We start from the raw sequence: 21634 nt of genomic DNA on the forward strand, positions 1-21634 counted from the left end.
TAGACCAAATACAAACGTAAGGAAATAGCACCTTTCAATAAAAAATCGAGGTTTTGGGCCTCGATTTTAGTCTTCTTATTGCTTTAAATTATTGTATAAATTCAATAATTGCCTCTCCTTGTTCATTCTTAGAAAAAGCAATCAACTTTTCCTCTCTTAGTTTTTTGATGGCTTTGTCCCACTTCTTATTACTTATTTCGTGGGATTCTTGGTATCCAGATTTTGCAGCTCCAATTTCTGCTTTTTCTTTTGATTTTATGTAAGCCAATACGCTTTTCTCTTCATCGTCCAGCTCTACTACTCTTACTTTTTTCTGTGGACGCATTTGAGGGAAGAACAATACATCTTGAATAGAGTTTGAATTGGTCATAATCATGGATAAACGATCGATTCCGATTCCTAAACCAGCTGTAGGAGGCATTCCATATTCAATCGCTCTTAAGAAGTCTTCGTCTAAAACCATCGCTTCTTCATCACCTCTTTTCCCTAATTCTAATTGCTCTTCAAAACGTGCTCGTTGATCAATTGGGTCGTTCAATTCGGAGAAAGCATTACATATTTCTTTACCATTACAAATGGCTTCAAAACGTTCTACTAAACCTTCTTTACTTCTATGCTTCTTTGCCAATGGGGACATCTCTACAGGATAGTCAGTAATAAAGGTTGGCTGAATCAACTTTCCTTCGCACATCTCACCAAAAATCTCATCAATCAGTTTTCCTCTACCCATTGTTTCGTCCACTTCTATTCCAAGTTTCTTGGCAGTATTAAACATTTCTTCTTCTGTCATTTTAGAGACATCAATTCCTGTAAAATGCTCAATCGCACCATACATCGTAAAACGCTTCCAAGGACGTTGGAAATTAATTACATTATTACCAACCTGTACTTCAGTCTTACCATGAATGTCCATGGCAATTTTTTCAACCATTTCCTCTACTAAATCCATCATCCACTCATAATCCTTATAAGCCACATATAACTCCATTTGAGTAAACTCAGGATTGTGAAAACGGCTCATTCCTTCGTTTCTAAAGTCTTTTGCAAACTCATAAACTCCATCAAACCCTCCAACGATCAATCTCTTTAAATACAACTCATTCGCTATACGCAAATACAATTGCATATCCAAGGTGTTATGATGCGTTTTAAAAGGTCTAGCTGCTGCACCTCCATATAAAGGTTGTAAAATAGGAGTTTCAACTTCCATATACCCTTTATTGTTTAGGTAATTCCTCATGCTGTTCGTTAGCTGAGTTCTTTTCACAAAAGCATCTTTCACATGTGGATTTACAATTAAATCAACATATCGCTGACGGTATCTCGTTTCTGGGTCATTAAACCCATCATGAATATTTCCTTCTTTATCCGTTTTTACGATTGGAATAGGACGAAGTGATTTAGTCAATAAAACTAATTCAGTGGCATGGATGGTAATTTCCCCAACTTGAGTAGTAAATACGTATCCTTTTATTCCAATGATATCCCCGATGTCCAACAGCTTTTTATAAACCTCGTTATAAAGTGTTTTATCCTCACCTGGACAAATTTCATCTCTGTTCACGTATACTTGGATTCTACCTGAAGAATCTTGTATTTCAGAAAAAGAAGCCTTTCCCATCACACGTGTACTCATCAAACGACCAGCGATACAGATGTTTTTATAAGATAGTTTATCTCTTTCGTAATTGTCGTGAATCTCTTTAGCCGACACATTCACCGGGAAAAGGTCTGCTGGATAAGGATCTATACCCAATTCTTTGATTCTTTTTAGCGCATCTCTACGCACAATTTCTTGTTCTGATAATTCTCTTTGCATCTGTATTGGCTAAATTTTTCGCAAAGATATTAATTCTAATAAAGAATTAAGAATTCCTCTACTGGCAACTTATTGCTCCTATGTATTTTTTCCTTTATTTTGTGAGCCAAAATGAAATCATTATGATGGATCAACATATCGCAGACTTTTCAAGTCATTTAGAGCAATCTATTAAGATTGGTAAAGCAAAATCTTTTCAACCCACTTCAAAAAGCATTCAAAATGTTTTGATTTGTGGTTTAGGTGGCTCTGGTATTGGTGGAACCATAGTTGCTCAGTTAGTAAGCGATGTCGCGAAGTGTCCATTCGTAATCAACAAAGATTATATCATACCGTCTTTTGTTAATGAGCACACTTTAGTCATATGTTGTTCTTACTCAGGAAATACAGAAGAAACGATTAAAATGTATGAGCAAGCCGTTCAAAAAGGAGCAGAAATTGCGATTATCAGCTCAGGTGGTAAGTTCATAGATATAGCGAAAGAGAAAGGATTTAACCATATTCAAATTCCTGCTGGTTTTCCACCTCGAGCAGCTTTTGGATTATCGTTTCCACAATTGTTACAAGTCCTTTCTTTTTATAAGGTAATTCCTTCAGACATGGAGACAGAATTGGTTGATGCCATTTCTTTGCTCAATAAAGAAGAAGAGAATATTAAGTTGGAAGCTCAATCTGTTGCTAAGCAGTTGCACAATAAAATGCCAATTATATATGCTGATGCCTCCTTTGAGGGTGTTGCAGTTCGATTTAGACAGCAAATTAATGAAAACTCTAAAATGCTTTGTTGGCATCACGTGATTCCTGAAATGAATCACAATGAGTTAGTGGGTTGGAGAACAAAAGATGAAAACCTGGCAGTGGTTTTATTGAGAAACAACATCGATTATGATCGGAATCAAAAACGAATGGAGTACAACAAAGAGAATATCTTTAGTAAGTATACCTCAACAATTATTGATATCTATTCAAAAGGAGACAGTAGATTAGCCAATATTCTTTATCACATCCATTTAGAAGACTGGATTTCATTCTATTTAGCTGATATTAAAAAGATTGATGCTGTTGAAGTTGATGTCATCACTGGATTGAAGACGTTCCTTTCTAAAATTTAATTTTCTTAAATTGCCTTTATATGAAAAAGGTAATCCGAATTCTATTCATTCTTGCAATTTTCATTGCAACAGCTTGTTTATTGGCCTTATTTACAGGAAATGGCCATTTAATTAAAGCAGTCTCTAATACCTATTTAAAAGGAAGAAGTGGCCCTAGTATCGATGAATATTCCATTTTTGAAAATCGGGTTGTTAAAGCTTCAAAAAAGCCTTTTATATGGCCCTCGTCGGTTAATTATAATTCCAAAAAACTGACTACTGAAGAGTTGAATTTACACGAAGAGTTAAAATCTGTTGCCTTTTTAGTTTTTCACAAAGATTCCATTGTTCATGAAAATTATTGGAATCAATTCAATGACACCAGTAAAACCAACACCTTTTCAGTTGCAAAATCATTTATTGGACTATTAATAGGTGCTGCAATTGATGAAGGGTATATCAAAAGTGTCGATCAGAAGCTGGGAGATTTTTTGCCAGAATTTAAGAGTGGCGAAAAGGCAAAAGTTACTATTAAGCATCTTTTGCAAATGAACTCTGGAATTGATTTTGGAGAAAGCTATGGCGATCCTTTTGGTTTTATGGCGAAAGCTTATTACGGAGACGACTTATATGATTTAACGGTCCACAAAGAAGTGACTCAAGCTCCGGGATCTGTATGGATGTATCAAGGAGGAAACACCTTACTACTGAGTTTTATCATTCGAAAAGCTACAGGTAAAACGGTTAGTGAATATTTTAGCGAAAAAATTTGGCAACCTATTGGAGCTAAAGAGAGTGCACTATGGAATTTGGATGCTGAGAATGGTCTTGAAAAAGCGTATTGTTGTTTTTACAGTAATGCACGTGATTTTGGAAAAATTGGAAGATTAATCTTAAACTATGGAACCATAAACGACCAGGTTATTCTATCCCAAAATTATTTTGAACAGGCTATTCAACCTGTAAACTCAAAAACACTAAATGGAGATTTAGTAGATTATTATGGTTACCAAATATGGATGACCTATTACCAACAACAAAAAGTAATTTACGCTAGAGGAATTCAAGGGCAATATATCGTAGCTCTCCCAGATGAAGAGTTGATTATTGTTAGACTAGGGAGAAAGCGATATGAAGAAAAAGTAAATAATGTACCTCTAGATTTATTGCACTATATTGATATGGCAAAACGATTGAAAAATTAAAAAGCATGGAAAAAAAGACAATAGTAGACGTACGTTCAATTGAAGAATTTAAAAGTGGACATGTTGAAGGAAGCATTAACATACCTTTGCAAGAGGTTCCTGAAAAAGTAGAAGAGTTTAAAACCATGGAAAAGCCCATAATCCTATGCTGCAAAAGTGGCTATAGAAGTGAACAAGCGATGCTTTATTTAAGACAATTCGGTATCGATTGCGAAAATGGTGGTGGCTGGACCGATTTAATTTAAAAACTAAAATCATAGAATTATGTTGAAAAAAGTAGGGTTAGGATTACTAGTTGTATTCATTGTTTGTCAATTTTTTACGATTGATAAATCTGTGCCAGAGCACACCAAAGAAGAAGACTTTTTCACCCATCACGTAGCAACTGAAGAGTTGCAAATTTTAATAGAAAGCGCGTGTTATGATTGTCATTCTTACAAAACTGAATATCCATTTTACAGTAACATCGCTCCTATTTCGTGGTGGCTAGCTGAGCATATTGAAGATGGAAGAAAACACTTAAACTTCAGTAAATGGACTACCTATTCAGATAAAAAAGCTGATCACAAATTGGAAGAGTGTGTTGAGGAGTTAGAAAAAGGAGAAATGCCATTAGAAGAATATACCTATACGCATGCTGAAGCCAAGCTAAGCGAGGAGCAAAGAGAACTTTTAATGATTTGGTTTAAAGCACAAAGACAACAGTATAAAGTAAATTAATTATTTGAGTCATGGACACGAGTAACGGTCTTGAACCTTACCAGAAAGACAAAGGTTTTAAGCAGCTTATCAAGTATTTTTTGCAAGGGTTATTTTACCTGATGCCTATTGCCATTACTATTTACATAGTAGTTCAATCCATTTTATTAATAGATAATTTAATCCCTATAGATATACCTGGGCTAGGTCTGTTGATTATACTAGGATTCATTACTTTGGTTGGCTATTTGTTTTCTACCTATTTATCGGCATTACTCCGACCTTTTGAACGAGCAATAATGCGAACCCCTTTAATCAAGTTGATTTACACATCCATTAAAGACTTGATGAATGCATTTGTGGGGAGCAAGAAACAATTTAGCAGACCAGTTTTGGTAATGATTCAAAAAGATCCATTAATAGAAAGAATGGGTTTTGTTACTAAAGATGATGTTTCTGATTTAGGACTTAGTGATGAGAAAGTAGTGGTTTATTTACCATTTTCTTACGCCGTTTCTGGAGAAGTAGTTATTGTGCCTAAAACTGCTGTAACTCCATTGAATGCCAAATCTGCCGACATCATGAAATTAATTATTTCTGGAGGTGTAACTTCCGTAGAAAATTCTGAAAATCATGAAAATACATAAATTTTTTCTAGCCAGTTTCTTTTGTGTGTTGGCTTTCGTTTCCAAATCACAAAAAGTAGTTGAAGTAACCGCTTCCAGTGAAGTGGTCGGAGTTACTAATAAATCTTTTGAGACAATTATTTATAATTCAACTTCTTCTGACATTGAAAAAGCTTGGAGAGAGCTAATGAAGGAGTATGATGGAAAAGTGAAAAAAAGTAAGCGAGACTTAATCTCTTCCAGTACAATGATTCCTTTATTCGGATCTACCCCGCAAAATATTTACTTCAGAACTTATGAGCTAAACGATTCTACTTCAAAAATAATAGTAGCCATAGAAGTAGGCACAGACTACATTGACCCTTCGAGTGCAAAAGGAGAAGCAGCAAAAAGCTTTATTCGAACATTTGCTTTTGATCATTCTAAAACAAAAACAAACGCCAAACTGCAAAGTAAAGAACGAGAAAACAATCAATTAACAAGCAAGAAAAGGCAGTTGGTTCGAGAGAAAGAAAAACTGGAAAAGAACTTGAAAAAATGGAAGGAATCTATTGAAGAAGCAGAATTAAAACTAAAAGAGAATATTGCAGATCAAGAAAAAATAGATGCTGCAATTATCAAAAGCGAAGAAGCTGTTAAAACAACTCAATCAGAATTAAATAGTATTCGATAATGACCAAATGGTTATCCACTATACTTTCCTATTCCTTAGTGGTATACACCCTAGTTTTATACTTAGCTATTGCGTGCGATAATTATATCAGCAACTCGAATAAAGGCTTAATGTATGATTCTGTTTTAGACATCCCATACAAAAAAGTTGGACTGCTGTTAGGCACAAGTAAATACATCTCCAATGGCACTAAAAACCTATATTTTAGTTACCGTATTGATGCAGCAAGCCAATTATTCTACAGTCAAAAAATAGACTATATTTTGGTCAGCGGTGATAACGCCACCAAACAATACAACGAGCCTATTACCATCAAAAAGGAATTGATAAAGCATGGTATTCCTGAAGATCGTATAGTTTTAGACTATGCTGGCTTCCGTACCTTCGACTCTATGATAAGAGCAAAAGAAGTTTTCGGACAGCAAGAACTTATAGTAATTTCTCAACCATTTCATAATGAAAGAGCAATCTTCATAGGTCGAAAAAACGGGATGGATGTAATCGGTTATAATGCCAAAGATGTAAGTGACTATAGTGGTTTTAAAACTCAACTAAGAGAAAAGTTTGCACGAGTAAAAGTGCTTTTAGATATCTATTTATTAAATACAAAACCTAAATTTTTAGGTGAAAAAATTGAAATTGAATCATGAAAAATTTACTGTTTCCCACTGTATTAATAACAGTTATTGCTTTTTCAAGCTGTCAGCCAAAAGTTGATAAAGTAGAAGAAGTTATTATTAAAAAAAATCCAACAGAATATTCCACTGGAGCTGTTTTATGGCAACAACACTCTGCTGAATACGAAGCCCTCTGTTATCAAGCTTACAATATTGGTGAAAGACGAATTGATGAAATTGTCGCTGAAAAGAAAAATCCTGACAAACCTTTAGCGGTAGTTATGGATATCGACGAAACGGTGCTAGACAATTCTCCCTATAATGCAACCTTAATTGCCAACCAAATCAGCTACAGTAAAAAAACTTGGATGGAATGGACTGCTATGCAAAGTGCTGACTTAGTACCTGGAGCACTAGAGTTTATTCAGTATGCCAAAAGTAAAGGTGTTGAAGTAGTTTTTATTTCAAATCGTATGGAAGAAGAGTTAGACGATACATACCAAAATATTATTGATCGCGGAGTAGATACTATTGCAAAAGAAAATTATTATTTAAAATCTACCACCTCTAGTAAAGACGAACGTCGTGAAATAGTATCAGACAAATATGAAGTTGTGTTGATGTTTGGAGACAATTTAGGTGATTTTAATGGTGTTTTCGATAAAGCAACAGTAATAGATCGCAAAAAGAATGTGGCCAACTTTAGACCCTTGTTTGGAGATAAACTGATTATTCTTCCTAACCCTATGTATGGAGAATGGGAAGGAGCTTTGTATAACTATGATTTCAGTAGATCAAATGCCCAAAAAGACAGTAATAGAATGAACGCATTAAACATATATAGCATTGGTAAATAAATTAAAATATACAAGTTTAGGTTTTGGACTTCTAACCCTTTTTGGATGTCAGCCAAAAGAAAAAACCTCATCATCGCCAACTCTGAAAAGTGGCGAGTGGCGGGTAGAAATGACCTTAAAAGAAGGGGTAATATTGCCCTTTAACTCCACTATTACCAAATCCGGAGAATCTTATTTATTCACGATTAAAAATGGAGAAGAAAGTTTAGAAACGACAGATGTAAAAGTAGTTAACGATTCTGTTTTTATCAAAACGGCCATTTTTGATTCGGAGTTTAAGTTGAAAATTGATGGAGATAGTTTATTATCAGGAAAGTGGTTTAATTACTATAAATCAGACGACTATACAATAGATGTTAAGTTTACTAGGGGAGAATCTCATCGATTTGAATCTACAGCAGATGCTGCCATGGAGTTAGCTCCAAAATATGAAGTATCATTTAGTCCAGGTACTGAAGATGAATACAAAGCTATTGGACTGTTTCAACAAAAAGGAAATCAAGTAAAGGGGTCTTTTGCTACTGAAACTGGTGATTATCGATATCTAGAAGGACAACTGATTGGACAGACTTTGTATTTATCCACTTTTGATGGATCTCATGCCTTCTTGTTTATTGCAGCAGTTGAAGATAGCATCATAGATGGAACTTTTTATTCTGGTACTCATTATTCTGAACCCTTTTCTGGAATAATCAATGATGCTGCCACCTTAAAAAATCCAGACTCATTGACATTCATAAAAGAAGGATATGAATCGCTATCATTTAGTTTTGAAAACCTTAAAGGCGATTCCATCAGTTTAACTGATAATCAATTCAAGAATAAGGTAGTTCTAGTTCAAATAATGGGAAGCTGGTGTCCAAACTGTATGGACGAATCTATGCTTTTTAAGCAGTTTTACAACGAATATAATAGTCAAGGACTAGAAGTGATAGCATTGGCATTTGAACGCGCTAAAACGAAAGAAAAATCAATGAATAACCTGCAACGAATGCAAAACAAACTTCAACTGCCATACGAAGTGCTTATAGCGGGAGAAACTAGAAATGATAATGCAGTTGATAAACTTCCGATGTTGAATCATATCATGTCCTACCCTACTGCAATTCTTTTGAACAAAAAAGGGGAGATAGTTTCCATTCATACTGGGTTTTATGGACCTGGTACTGGCAATTATTATGAGGAATATGTAAAAGAAACGAGAGTTAAAATAGAACGGCTTTTAGAGGAAAATTAGTTGTTAACTTTCTGATTAATCTGATCTACCAACCATTTACTCAGTTCTTTTGATCCATTGTAATTTAAATGTTCACCATCCACCCAATGTTTTTGATTTTCGAAAATTGAAGCTGGCGGTAGCCAAACTTCTCCATATTGAGTAAGGAAGTCATAGTGCAATGGCTGGTTTATTTCCAACCCATATGGAGGAATATATAAGAACACAAAAGGAATTTGCTCTTCATTTAAGCGTTCAACCATTTTAACTAGATAACTCTTTGGGTATTGTAATTGAAATTCTGTTAAACCTGAGATCCCTTTAGCAACCTTTTTCATTTTATACGCTTTATGTTGTGCCAAGTCATCTGAATCAGCATTAAAGTCAAAAGGTTGGTACATAAAATCACTTCTATAGTTTTTAGGAGCATCCATATCAACTCTATATATATAGTGGTCTCGCAAATATGAAAAACGACTCTTAGCCAACTCAATAACCTCTGAAAAGTACTGGAAATTATGGATAGAGAAGGAGCTTAGTACAGTCTTAGAATCTGCTATGTAAGGAAAATCTTGATGCGACCTTTTGCTCTCCATTTCCATCACTTCGATAACCACTAATTTTGGTGTTTTAGTACTTATAATGTCATTTAATAGTGGAAGCTGAATGTTTCTACCATTGGTGCAGTATGACATGTTAGAAGTCTTAATAATTCGTCCATATTTAGATTTTATAGTCCGTTCTATCAAAGAATCATTGATGCTGCAACCAGTGTGAGAAGTCCCTAAAAAAGCCACATCTATTGGAGCTGCATTTTCATACAGTCGGTAATAAATCCAAGAGGTATTGCAGTCTACATTTTTACGGAAATGATAGCCATATTTTTTAGAATAAGGAGAGACTAATAAAGCAATAAACAATGCTATAAAAGGCAGAGAAAACAATGCTATGTACTTTATAAATTTCTTCATATCAATCACTAAAATTGGAAATACACAAATTCTTGTGGATTCTCAAAAGCCCCAAAAATGAGGAACCATCCAATTAAGAAAAAATAAATCCCAAACCTTAGTGGTCTTGGAATTTTATAAATAAAATCCTCAATACTTCTTTTTCCAATCGTAAAATCTACAATGGCTAAAATACCAATCGACATCATCAGATAAATCAATGATCGGCTATTGACAAAAATCTCTTTTATTACTTCTTTAAAGTTGCTGAAACTACTTATTTGTTCACCAATATTCACCAATAAGTGTTGTATCAACACTAGTGCATCTTCACCTGATTCAGCTCTAAATATGAGTAACGAAAAGGCAAATAGATTAAAGGTGATGAAGACTTTAATCACTGTCAATAAACGTGGAAATTTTACTAAACCTATGACCTTATTGAATTTTTCAAAGAACGATTTTAACAACACTTCTATAATTAGATAAATGCCATTTAAAGCACCCCAAATAACGAAAGCCCAGCTGGCGCCATGCCATAACCCACTAATCAAAAAAGTAATGAATAGGTTCGAAAACCAACGTGCTTTTGTTCCTCTATTTCCGCCTAAGGGAATGTATAAATAATCCCTAAACCAAGATGACAAAGTAATGTGCCAACGTGACCAAAACTCCTTCATCGATTGGGATTGTAAAGGTGTTCTAAAGTTGACTGCAAGTTTAAAATTAAACAATTGAGCTACTCCAATTGCGGTATCGGAATAGCCAGAAAAATCACAGTAGACTTGTATTGTAAAAAGCACCATTGCTAGTATTACTGACAATCCATAGTAATCCTCAGGTGAGCTGTAAACTATGGCTACATACTTAGCAATATTATCCGCAACCACCACCTTTTTGAATAAGCCCCAAAGAATTTTTCGCAATCCTGCTGTGGCTTCTTTGTAATGGAATTTTCGTTCTCTATGAAATTGTGGCAATAAATCTATCGCTCGTTCAATAGGCCCTGCTACCAACTGAGGGAAAAAGGCAACGAAAGCAAAAAAGGCAACCGGGTCTTTGGTTGGTGCTAATTTTCTGCGATAAATATCAATGGTGTAACTTAATGTTTGAAAGGTGTAAAAGCTAATTCCGACAGGCAATAAAACTTCTAAGGTGCCTTTGGTTAATTGGATTCCAACCGTAGAAAAAAGTGCAATGAATGAATCAACGAAAAAGTTGTAATACTTGAAAAAGCCCAACATTCCGAGGTTAAAAACAATGCTAACGATGAGCAATCGTTTTCGTTTTTTCTCATCTTCTGTTCCATAAATTTTATGCCCTACGATGTAATCTAAAATAGAACTCAAAAAGATTAATGACAAAAAACGCCAATCCCAAGAACCGTAGAAATAGTAGCTGGCGAGAAGGACTAAAATATTTTGTCTTCTCACACTCTTATTAAATACGAACCAGTAGAGCAAAAATACTACTGGTAGAAATAATGCAAATGCTAGTGAATTAAAAAGCACAAATTAATTTTTTGTTGGGGCTAATATACTGAATTGATACTTCTAATACTTACCAATCAATCGGCATATAATCTTTTAAGAATTTACCACACCAGTGCTTTCCTGTATTGATGCCGTCAAACAAAGGATCCATCACTCTTGCTGCTCCATCTACGATGTCTAACGGAGGCTGAAAGTCGTGTACTTCTTCTTTATGCTTCGACAATTCCACTGGATCTTCATCCGTCACCCAACCAGTATCTACTGCATTCATGTAGATGCCATCTTTGGCAAAACTCGCTGCAGAAGTGTGGGTCATCATGTTTAAAGCCGCTTTGGCCATATTGGTATGCGGATGACGATCTTCTTTGTGAAAACGATGGAATTTACCTTCCATTGCAGATACATTAATGATGTGTTTCATTCCTGTGTTTTCCTTCTTCATCAGGTTAGACAAACGATTACACAACACAAAAGGCGCCACTGCATTTACCAACTGAACTTCTATCATTTCAGGTGTCTCAATTTCTCCCAATCGCAATCTCCAACTGTTGGTTTTTCTCAAATCTACTTGCTGCAGATCTGCATCTAATTTACCAACTGGAAAAATTTCTTCAGGAGTAATAGTATTATCAAAACTATATGGTATCTGTGACAACTGAGCCGAAGACTTTAGTCCAATTCCGATGTCAGGTGCATGCCAACTCACAGATAATGTATTGTTGGCTTGGCTTTGGGTTACTTTTTCTTCGTGGTTCCCCAATTCGTTGATGCAAAACTGATGATCTTTTAATAAGTCTTGAACGGCAGTTGATAATTGCTCAAAAGGCGTTTCTTCCCCTTTCATCAAGTGTTTGTAAAAACCAGCAGGTCGTCTTACGGTTTGAGCCGCATTATTAATTAGAATATCTAATCGATTGTATTTATGTTCTATGTAATTGCAAAACAACTCCACACTTGGAATGTGGCGTAAATCTAATCCATGAATATGTAGACGGTGTCCCCACTTCTCAAAATCTTCTTCTTTGGCAAAACGCTCTGCTGAATCTACTGGAAATCGTGTAGTGGCAACTACTGTGGCCCCTGCTCGAAGCATCATTAGCGTAATATGGTAACCAATTTTTAATCTAGAACCTGTTACTACTGCCACTTGATCTGTTAAGTCTGCCGTTTGGAAACGTTTGGCATAGTTAAAATCCCCACATTCAGGACACATGGTATCGTAAAAATGATGCAACGTATCGTACATGGTTTTGCAGACGTAGCAATTCCGAGGCGATTTTAGTTTTAAGCTTTCTGCTGTTTTTAACTCTAATTCAGGTAACAATTTAGGAGCGACAAATACCGTAGCCTCACGTGCACTTCTAATTCCTGTTTTATTTCGTGCATGCCGATCTCTTTCCAATTGCTTCCGCTTGGCGGCCTTCTTGGTATCTTTTCGGCGTTTGTTTAGCTCATCCTTTGTTGGACGAGACAATTTACCGGCCGCTTTCATCAAATCGATTCTTTGTTGTTCAGACAATTCTACAAAAAGGCCACTGTTCACATTCAGTTGCTGCAAAATGGCAATGCATTTATCAATGTCTGCTTTACTCAAATGGTCTTCGGCTTGCTTCTCCATGAAAATTTTAAAATCAATTCTAGGGGCAAAATTATAGCATTTATACGTTGAAATGCCGCAAACTATAAAATTTAAAGATTATTCAATAGTTTCTGTCATGCTTGGTGATATAAATATGGTAAATGCCGTTACAAATTAGTGACGCCCTTATTATAATTAGATAACAAAAAAAGAGCCACATCACTGCAGCTCTTTTTTTAAGTCAATTTATTTTATCTCACCATCCACAACAATTCGATCTGGTCTGTTGACTAAATCCCAAGCAGTATGGAAAATTAGTTTAGTAATGGTTTCCATCTTATTGAAGTCAATTTTATCAACAGTATCGGTTTCTTTGTGGTAATCTTCATGTACTCCACAAAAGTAAAAAATCACTGGAATGCCATTTTTAGCAAAGTTGTAATGATCTGATCGGTAGTAAAATCGATTTGGATCATTCTCATCATTGAAGGTATAATCTAATTCTAGTTTGGTGTAGGTTTCATTGGCGTTTTCACTGATTTGATGTAAATCTGAACTCAATTTATCCGATCCAATTAAATACACAAAATTTGGATTCCCTTCATGAGCTTCATCTAATCTCCCAATCATATCCACATTCAAATTGGCCACTGTTTGTTCCAACGGAAATACTGGGTTTTTAGAATAGTACTCTGAACCCAATAATCCTTTTTCTTCTCCAGATACTGGCATAAATAGAATACTTCTTTTGGGTCCATTTCCTTGTTCAGAAGCCATTTTGAAAGCTTGAGCTAGTTCCATTAGTGCCACGGTTCCACTTCCATCATCATCAGCTCCGTTAAAAACTACATCTCCTTCCGCCCCTATATGATCGTAATGTGCAGTAACAATAATTAATTCATCAGGTTTTTCTGTTCCTTCAATATAAGCTAAAACATTCTCTCCAAAAAACTCATTTGTTTCCTTTTCTATCACCAAGTTGGCTTTCGCAAATTGTTTTTGCTTGATGCTTTTTCCTTTTAGATACTTTTTCTCTTTAACCCCATTTGTAGATAAAATCTCTTCTTTAATTTTATCGTTTACTCTATAAACAGGCACAAAACCCTCTTCTTCCATATTGGATTTCAAGTCCATTTTTGCCTTTTTAATATAATGGTCATATCGCTTCACATAGGTGTCGTAATCTTTTACTGTCACAAAAATAGCTTTCGCTCCCTTTTTCTTAGCTAAATCTATTTTGTCTTTTATGGTCCATTCCTTTTCTAAATTCACTTTAGAAGGTACGCCATCTAGCAGTAAAACTATTTTATTAGTTAAATCAACATTTTTATAATCATCCCATTTGAGCTCAGAAATTCCAAAACCACCGAATACAATAGATGTATTAAAATTAGCTGAAGGAGTTATAGATGGAAAAGAGAAAAAATCATCAAAAAACTGAAACTTTTTATTGTTAATAGACAAACTAATTCCTTCTGCCATTTGCTCAACCAAAGGAAATTGCTGAACATAACCATAGTTTTCAACAGGTTCAAACCCTGTTTTTTTAAAGTAATTAACTAAAAACTCCATGGCCATTTTCTGTCCTTCCTTTCCAGTCTCTCTACCTTGATACTCATCTGAAGCAATTACATGAAGGTGAGTACTCATTTCATTTGCAGTAATTGTATTGGCATATTTTAGGGCTATACTATCTTGACTTTGACCAATTACAAATCCACTTAATAAACAAAATAGTGCGGTTATCTTTATTCTCATAACTCTTAATTTACAGGTATTTTTTCAATTCTTCTTAAGTGACGTCCTCCTTCAAAATCTTCTGTAATAAATTTTTCTACACATTTAATCGCTTCGGCTTCTGAAATAAATCTAGCAGGTAACACCAAAATATTAGCATCATTATGCTGACGAGCTAATGCTGCTAATTCTTCTACCCAACAAATTGCTGCACGGATTCCTTGATGCTTATTTGCAGTAATTGCTATTCCATTTCCACTTCCACATATTAATATCCCTAAATCAACTTTTTTGGATTGAACAGTCTCCGATAATGGATGTGCTACATCTGCATAATCACAACTTTCCTCTGTAAAAGGACCAAAGTCTTCAACCTCAATTCCTTTATTTTGTAAGAACTTCACTAAGTTGTTCTTTAATTCAAATCCTGCGTGGTCACCACCAATGGCTATTTTGCTTATTTTCATGAGTTATGATTTTATTGACAAATTAGGTGTTAATAATCGTTTATAAAGTTGAATAAAAAAGCAAAAGTAAAGTTGCTTTAGTTAATTTTATTGTTAGCTGTACAAATCTTTTAATAAACCACTATTAGTTATAATTTTTTGCAGCCGATTTATTAACGATAAACCAACTATTTTAAACAGTAATATTGTAGTGAAGTTATCAATACTATAACCTTTTAACAACTTGTTAATATCCTTTTAAATTGGATAATATTCAAATAGTTAAAAGTAAAATTTATGTTAATAGAATGTTATCATAATTGTACAAGTCATTAATCCTACTAAACCTAATTTTAATTGTACACAGTGTTAACGCCATAATAGTAATAGTAGATTTTAAATTTTAAAAAAAATAATATTATTATATAATGTTTAAATCATTTCTTTATTTCTTTTCTCTCATTTTTTCAATTTCACTTTTTGCTCAAGTTGGAAAAGTGGATACCACTTCAAAAAACTATAAAGCTTTTTATTATTCCAATCAACAGATTTCCAGTCATGGGATTTTAGAAAATGGAAAACCAAATGGATATTGGATTTCTTACTATGAAAATGGATTGTTGAAATCTGAAGGTAATCGAGAAAATTATTTGTTAGATGGTCCTTGGATTTTTTACAATGAGTTTGGCGATAAAGCTAAAATTATCAATTATAAAGAGGAAGTTAAGAATGGTTTAACTATTTCATACGATGATAGTTGTTACATAATTAAAGAAGAGCCATATGTTAATGGAATTATTGAAGGCATTGTTAAAAACTTCTATCCAACTAAAGATAAAATTTTAGAAAGTGAAATTCCTTTTAATGAGAATAAAGAAAATGGAACAGCATACTTTTATGCCAAAGATGGTCGAGTTATTTTGATTGTTGATTACAATAAAGGGTTCATATCAAGAAAGGAAGAAATTAATAGATATGATAAGAATAATCTTAAAGTGGGAATATGGAAAACTTTTTATAACAATCGAAGAACTAAGACAGAAGCCACTTACAAAAATAATTTATTGAATGGTTATTTAAAGTATTATTCACCCGATGGTCAATTAGTTAAAGCCGAATTATACATTGATGGAATTTTACAAGAGGAGGGAGAAAATTCTATCAATTTTGAGATAATACCAACTTACTCCGATAATGGAAAAGTGATTGAAGAAACAACCTATAATGCTTTAGGTCAAAAAGATGGAGTCTCTAGACAATTTAATGATAGTGGAGAAGTTGTAAAATCTTCTATTTTTAACAATGATTTTTTAATAGCAGAAGGTGGAACAATTGATAAACAAGGTAGAAAACAAGGATATTGGAAAGAATATTATTTGAACGGTAAATTAAAGAATGAAGGTGAATATCTTGATAACCAAAAGTATAATAAATGGAAATATTATTATGAAAATGGTAAAGCTGAGCAAATAGGAAAATACAATAAAAATGGAAAACCTATAAATGACTGGATTTGGTATTATCAAAATGGAGATACATTGCGTTATGAACAGTATAGAATGGGTTTTGAAGATGGATTTTTGGTGGAAAAAACAGATAGTGGAACCGTTATTACCAAAGGCGATTATATTGATGGATATAAAGAAGGTGAATGGTATTATGAAATGAATGATCACATTGAAAAAGGAAAATACGTTTATGGAACTAAGAATGGTTTATGGGAACATTTTCATATCAATGGAGAAAAAGTTTTTGAAGGAAAGTTTATTGAAGATAGTCCTGAAGGAAGGCATAGGTGGTGGTATCCAAATGGTAAAATCAGAATGGAAGGTAATTTTAGTTATGGTGAAAAAGATGGTATTTGGAAGAAATATGATGAACTAGGTAATTTACTTATTACTATTCAATATAAAGATGGTAAGGAATATAAAATTGATGGTCAGAAATTTAAAACTGAAAAAAATTAGATATCTTGCTTTTTTATATTACCTACAATGTGGCCTTTTAAAAACTCTAAACATCCAATTAAAAAGTATTATTTTGAATCGTACGATTATGCCAGAGTTTATTTATTCTTCGGGTGTTGTTTAACACTCATATTATCTTATCACGCCAGAAACTCCAACTTATTTGAATTCAATTTTAATGTTCAGTTAGTATTAGCAGTTTTTTATTTTTTAGGATTAATATTCTCATTTATAAGTAGGTTTATTAAGGAAAACTTATTCAAATATGTTTTCTTATTAATCACTATTTCCGCTGCATCTACATCTTTTATATTGTATGATAACAATTTTTCCGAATACAGTTATTTTATCTTTCTTTTAGTGATGATATGTGTTATTTTCACAATTAACACACTCAAAAATTTTATATTTTTCTTTACTTTTTTCTCCTTATGTTTTTTTACTGTTTTATTCAAGGTTGATACTGTAATTATAGGATTTACAACTATTCTTGTTACATACTTAGCCATGATAATTACTTCCTTTTTTATTACTACTTACCGGGTAAACAATAAAAGTAAAGGGAGAAAGAAAAATCAAATATTTAATCACCTTTTTAGAAATTCATCTGATTATTTAATTATTTGTCAAAAGTTTCAGGATAAAATTGAAATTAAAGATATTAGTAAAAGTGCAGTAGACTTTTTAGGTATAGATCAAAATGATCTTATAGGAAGAGATTTAAGAAGTATTGAATTTTTAAAAACTAAGATATTTAGTGAATTTAAATTTGATAAAGATTCAGAAAAAATTGATTTACAATTAAAAAATTACAGCTATTTGGAAATTGAATACAATTCATATGATCTTAATAATGATCAGTATTTATTCTTTTCCTTATCAGATATTTCCTCTAAAAAAGTATCTGAAATTAATACTCAAATTAGCATAGAATCTTATAAATATCTTTTTGAATATAGTTCAGAATATATTTGTATCCAAGATGTTGATGGTAATTTAATTGATTATAACAGTTCACTTGCTGCTAAGTTAGGTTGTGCAAAAGGTGATTATACAGGAAAAGGAGTTTCGGTATTTAGTCCTAATGAAGATATAGAATGGAGATTACAGCAAAATAGAAAAGTTTGGGAAACCAATACTTCTATAAAATTTATAAAAGAAGTAAAGGATTATAATGGGAAAATTATTCCATTGGAAGTAATACTTCGAAAGGGTAAGTATTTTGGAGAAGATGTTTTAATTTCTACTTCTAGAGATATTTCAGAACGATTAAGAACAGAAAGAGAATTAAAAAATAATGAAAGACATTTAAAAGAAATTTATGAGAATTCGCCAGTTATAATGTATTCTGAGAATGAATTTGGAATAATAGAACAGGTAAATAATAAATTTTTAGAAGTTTTAGGTTATGAAAAAGAAGAGTTGATTGGAAAATCATTTTATAAATTATTGAATGAATCTTTTCAAGAAACGTATCAATTAGATCGTGTTTTGTTTTGGCAGAATGGAATAATAAAGGATGCTGAATATGTTATTCAAACAAAAAATGGTCGTCAATTAAGTATATTAATTGATTCAAAATTAATTAATTATGATAACTCGAAATTGTGTCTTTCTGTAATCAGAGACGTTACTGAACAATATAAGTATCAATCTGAGTTAGCTAGTTCTGTAGATCGATTTTATAAGTTATTTGAGAATGCACCAATTGCTATGTGTATAACCTCACATACTGGTGATTTTATAGATTTCAATAAAGCTTTTATCAAATTGTTTGGCTATTCCGCTGATGAATTAAAAACAATGAATGTCGTTTCAATTATTCATCCTGATGATGCTGAAATTGATGAAAAAATAATATGTCAAATACAGGATAGAAATTATGAAACATTTACAACGGAGAAAAAGTACATTAAGAAAGATGGGAATGTCATTCACACAATACTAAATATCATTACAGATCAAGAGAAAGATAGTCCTCATCCACGTTCTATTTCTCAAATCGTTGATATTACTGAAATAGAACACTCCAATGAATTATTAAAGAATAAGCAAGAAATACTTGATTTAACATTAGAGGCTTCAAAAACCATTTTATGGGATATAGATTTATCAACGGGAGACGCTGTTTGGAAAAATATTGAATCCATCACTGGTGTAAAAGGTGATGAAATAAAGGTAGATAGAGCACGATTTAAAAAGTTTATTTATCCAGATGATTATGCATTTGTTAAAGAGTCAATTGGTTATGTAACTAATAGTAAAGAATCTTATACTATTGATTTTCGATTAGTTAGTGAAAATGGAGATATCAAATGGGTGAATACCAAAGGCCAAGTAAAATTGGATGAAAATGGTATTCCAACTAATATTTATGGAACATTACAAGACATAACAGAGAAGAAAAAATACGAAGAAGCTTTAGAAAAAAGTGAAGAGAAGTTCCGACAATTATATGAGAGAAATTTATCTGGTGTTTATCGTTCTACAATTGATGGTGAAGTATTAGATTGTAATCCATCTTTTGCTATAATATTGGGGTATGATTCAGTAGAGGAAGTACTAGAAACAGGAAATGCATTAAATTTTTATTCTAATGAAACTGATAGGAATGGAATAATTGAAGAACTAATAGAGAATAAATCTATAAAATCGAAAAGAATAGAATTAAAAACAAAGAATGGGAATGTCATTTGTATTTTAATCAGTGCTTCAATTATCTATGATGATAATAATGAGGTAAAATTCATTGAAGGAAATATTATTGATATAACTGATTTAGTAGAGGTAGAGAAAAAATTACAAGAGAGTAAAGACCAATATAAAACTTTAATAGATAATTCTAATTACGGAATAGCTATTATTTATGAAGGTAAAATTCAGTTCATTAATGGTAAAGGAATAGAAATATTGAAATATGAATCTGGGTTTGAATTATTGTATAAATCAATAGAAGAATTTATTCCAAAAGGTGATTATCAATTATTTGAAGATATTGATTCTGTTAATCAAGGAGATTCAATTGGTGTACAAGAACGAAGAATAGTCAATAGAAAGGGAAAAATAATTGATATTGAGATTAGAGCCAATCAGATTAATTATAATGAAAAGGATTGTGTACTAATTACCTTTATTGATATTACTACTAAGAAGCAAATTGAAGAAGAAAAGAAACGTGCCGAATTAGCAGAAAGTGCGAATTTATTATTGAAAGAAGAAATTCAAGAAAGAATAAAAATTGAGAATCAATTGACACTTTCTCAATCATATACTGCAGGAATTATTGAAAGTTCAATTGATATGATTTATACTGCCGGTATTAATGGTTATATCAATGAATTCAACTTAGCTGCTAGAAAACAATTTAACTACAATAAAAATGAAGTACTGGGCCATAGTTTAAATGAATTATTTGCAGATCAAAAGGAATGCAATGAAGTTTTTAGGAAATTAGAAACAGATGGCCAATTCATTGGTGAAGTAAAATCCATACGCAAGGATAGAAGCGTATTTATTAGTTATTTATCTATGTCCTATTTATACAATACTCAAGGAGTTGTCATGGGTATTATGGCTGTAGGCAAAGATATTACAGATATCAAGGAAGCAGAAGAAATTTTAAGAAGAAGTGAAGAAAAGAATAAATTACAAGCTGCCAAATTAAAAACCATTATAGAAAGTAGTTCTCATTACTTCTTTATGGTGAATAAATCTTTTCAACTTATTTCTTTTAATGAAAATTATGCAACGGATATTGAATTGTTTTATGATCAACAAGTAAAGTTTGGTAAAGACTTTTTTGAAGCAACAAATATTTCTGAAAAGGAGGAAAAAGATAAATGGCTCCATTATTTTACTATTGGTTTTTCTGGAGAACATTTTCATTTTGAAATTGAACAAACCGATAAATTGAACAATAAACATTATCGTGAAATATTTATAAATCCAATAATTAAAGAAGATGGTTCTATTGATGAGTTATCTTGTATAGCTCATGATATCACAGAAAAAAAGGTAGCTGAAAAAAGTTTAAAAGAATCTTTAGCGGAGAAAGAAGTGCTTTTAAAAGAAGTGCATCATCGTGTCAAGAATAATATGCAAGTTATTTCTAGTATTCTTAATCTTCAAAGTGCTTATGTTAAGGATCCTGGAACTCTTCAAATTTTGAAAGAAAGTCAGAATAGAATAAAGTCTATGGCCTTTATTCATGAAAGCTTATATACTAACAAAGATTTTTCAAGAATTAATTTTTCAGAATACATTACTAATCTCGTTCAGAACCTGTTTAGAACCTATGATGTATTTGATGATACGATTAAATTAGAATTAAATATTGATAAAATTTATCTCAATTTAGATTTGGCAATTCCTTGTGGATTAATTATGAATGAATTAATTTCGAATTCGCTCAAATATGCTTTTGATATTCATAGAGGTGGGATTATAAAGATAATGTTAACTTTGGAAAATGAATTTGTAAAGTTAGAAGTGGGCGATAATGGAGTTGGAATTCCAGAATCAATTGATATAGAAAATACACAAACTCTTGGATTACAGTTGATATCAAGTTTAGTGGAACAATTGGAGGGAGATATAAAGTTAGATAGGACTAATGGAACCAAATTCATTATTAAATTTAGAAAGGATAACTAAAACTAG

General features: G+C 32.5%; 17 protein-coding genes. 11 read left to right on the forward strand and 6 right to left on the reverse strand.

Annotated features, from left to right (window positions below; translation table 11 throughout):
• Nucleotides 1-88 precede the first annotated feature (88 nt).
• Complete coding sequence (lysS, locus tag GQN54_RS02665; RefSeq protein ID WP_160631686.1) at nucleotides 89-1819, reverse strand: lysine--tRNA ligase; 1731 nt, start codon at nucleotides 1817-1819, stop codon at nucleotides 89-91.
• A gap of 80 nt (nucleotides 1820-1899) precedes the next feature.
• On the opposite strand from lysS, the gene GQN54_RS02670 reads away from it, so the two are divergent.
• The 9 genes from GQN54_RS02670 to GQN54_RS02710 are packed head-to-tail and all read left to right on the forward strand — an operon-like array spanning nucleotide 1900 to nucleotide 8824.
• Complete coding sequence (locus tag GQN54_RS02670) at nucleotides 1900-2931, forward strand: bifunctional phosphoglucose/phosphomannose isomerase (protein WP_160631688.1); 1032 nt, start codon at nucleotides 1900-1902, stop codon at nucleotides 2929-2931.
• Nucleotides 2932-2951: 20 nt separating this feature from the next.
• Nucleotides 2952-4115 carry a serine hydrolase domain-containing protein gene (locus GQN54_RS02675; RefSeq protein ID WP_160631690.1) on the forward strand — a complete coding sequence of 388 codons (1164 nt, stop codon included), beginning with the start codon at nucleotides 2952-2954 and terminating at the stop codon, nucleotides 4113-4115.
• Nucleotides 4116-4120: 5 nt separating this feature from the next.
• A complete protein-coding gene (locus GQN54_RS02680; protein ID WP_160631692.1) occupies nucleotides 4121-4360 on the forward strand; it encodes a rhodanese-like domain-containing protein in 240 nt (79 codons plus the stop codon).
• Between the two features lie 19 nt (nucleotides 4361-4379).
• Nucleotides 4380-4835 carry a heme-binding domain-containing protein gene (locus tag GQN54_RS02685; RefSeq protein ID WP_160631694.1) on the forward strand — a complete coding sequence of 152 codons (456 nt, stop codon included), beginning with the start codon at nucleotides 4380-4382 and terminating at the stop codon, nucleotides 4833-4835.
• 11 nt (nucleotides 4836-4846) lie between these two features.
• The gene (locus GQN54_RS02690) at nucleotides 4847-5461 is read left to right on the forward strand and encodes a DUF502 domain-containing protein (RefSeq protein WP_160631695.1); all 615 of its coding nucleotides are present in this window, start codon (nucleotides 4847-4849) and stop codon (nucleotides 5459-5461) included.
• Nucleotides 5448-6113 carry a hypothetical protein gene (locus GQN54_RS02695; RefSeq protein WP_160631697.1) on the forward strand — a complete coding sequence of 222 codons (666 nt, stop codon included), beginning with the start codon at nucleotides 5448-5450 and terminating at the stop codon, nucleotides 6111-6113. The genes GQN54_RS02690 and GQN54_RS02695 overlap by 14 nt, the downstream gene beginning before the upstream one ends.
• Nucleotides 6113-6763, forward strand: a complete 651-nt coding sequence (locus GQN54_RS02700) for a SanA/YdcF family protein (RefSeq protein ID WP_160631699.1) — start codon at nucleotides 6113-6115, stop codon at nucleotides 6761-6763. The genes GQN54_RS02695 and GQN54_RS02700 overlap by 1 nt, the downstream gene beginning before the upstream one ends.
• Nucleotides 6760-7587, forward strand: coding sequence for a 5'-nucleotidase, lipoprotein e(P4) family (locus GQN54_RS02705; RefSeq protein WP_160631701.1), 828 nt, complete (start codon nucleotides 6760-6762; stop codon nucleotides 7585-7587). The genes GQN54_RS02700 and GQN54_RS02705 overlap by 4 nt, the downstream gene beginning before the upstream one ends.
• Complete coding sequence (locus GQN54_RS02710; RefSeq protein ID WP_160631703.1) at nucleotides 7577-8824, forward strand: peroxiredoxin family protein; 1248 nt, start codon at nucleotides 7577-7579, stop codon at nucleotides 8822-8824. The genes GQN54_RS02705 and GQN54_RS02710 overlap by 11 nt, the downstream gene beginning before the upstream one ends.
• On the opposite strand, the gene GQN54_RS02715 is transcribed toward GQN54_RS02710, so the two are convergent.
• The 5 genes from GQN54_RS02715 to rpiB form a co-directional block, all read right to left on the reverse strand.
• A complete protein-coding gene (locus tag GQN54_RS02715) occupies nucleotides 8821-9774 on the reverse strand; it encodes a hypothetical protein (RefSeq protein ID WP_160631705.1) in 954 nt (317 codons plus the stop codon). The two genes, GQN54_RS02710 and GQN54_RS02715, sit on opposite strands and share 4 nt — an antisense overlap.
• An 8-nt stretch (nucleotides 9775-9782) precedes the next feature.
• On the reverse strand, nucleotides 9783-11264 hold the full coding sequence (locus GQN54_RS02720; protein ID WP_160631707.1) for an MBOAT family O-acyltransferase: 1482 nt from the start codon (nucleotides 11262-11264) through the stop codon (nucleotides 9783-9785).
• A 49-nt stretch (nucleotides 11265-11313) separates the two neighbouring features.
• Nucleotides 11314-12864 (reverse strand): SDR family oxidoreductase, encoded by a 1551-nt coding sequence (locus GQN54_RS02725; RefSeq protein ID WP_160631709.1) that lies wholly within the window; start codon nucleotides 12862-12864, stop codon nucleotides 11314-11316.
• A gap of 207 nt (nucleotides 12865-13071) precedes the next feature.
• Nucleotides 13072-14583: a M28 family peptidase gene (locus GQN54_RS15385; RefSeq protein WP_160631711.1), complete on the reverse strand. Its 1512-nt coding sequence runs from the start codon at nucleotides 14581-14583 to the stop codon at nucleotides 13072-13074.
• Nucleotides 14584-14588: 5 nt separating this feature from the next.
• Complete coding sequence (gene rpiB / locus GQN54_RS02735) at nucleotides 14589-15029, reverse strand: ribose 5-phosphate isomerase B (RefSeq protein ID WP_160631713.1); 441 nt, start codon at nucleotides 15027-15029, stop codon at nucleotides 14589-14591.
• A gap of 407 nt (nucleotides 15030-15436) precedes the next feature.
• Here rpiB and GQN54_RS02740 point away from each other — a divergent pair, with 407 nt between their 5' ends.
• Both GQN54_RS02740 and GQN54_RS02745 read left to right on the forward strand, forming a co-directional pair.
• A complete protein-coding gene (locus GQN54_RS02740) occupies nucleotides 15437-16975 on the forward strand; it encodes a toxin-antitoxin system YwqK family antitoxin (protein ID WP_160631715.1) in 1539 nt (512 codons plus the stop codon).
• A 507-nt stretch (nucleotides 16976-17482) separates the two neighbouring features.
• Nucleotides 17483-21628 (forward strand): PAS domain S-box protein, encoded by a 4146-nt coding sequence (locus GQN54_RS02745; protein WP_160631717.1) that lies wholly within the window; start codon nucleotides 17483-17485, stop codon nucleotides 21626-21628.
• The last annotated feature ends 6 nt before the right edge of the window (nucleotides 21629-21634 follow it).

The sequence above is a fragment of the Acidiluteibacter ferrifornacis genome (assembly GCF_009909615.1).
Classification (GTDB): domain Bacteria; phylum Bacteroidota; class Bacteroidia; order Flavobacteriales_E; family Vicingaceae; genus Acidiluteibacter; species Acidiluteibacter ferrifornacis.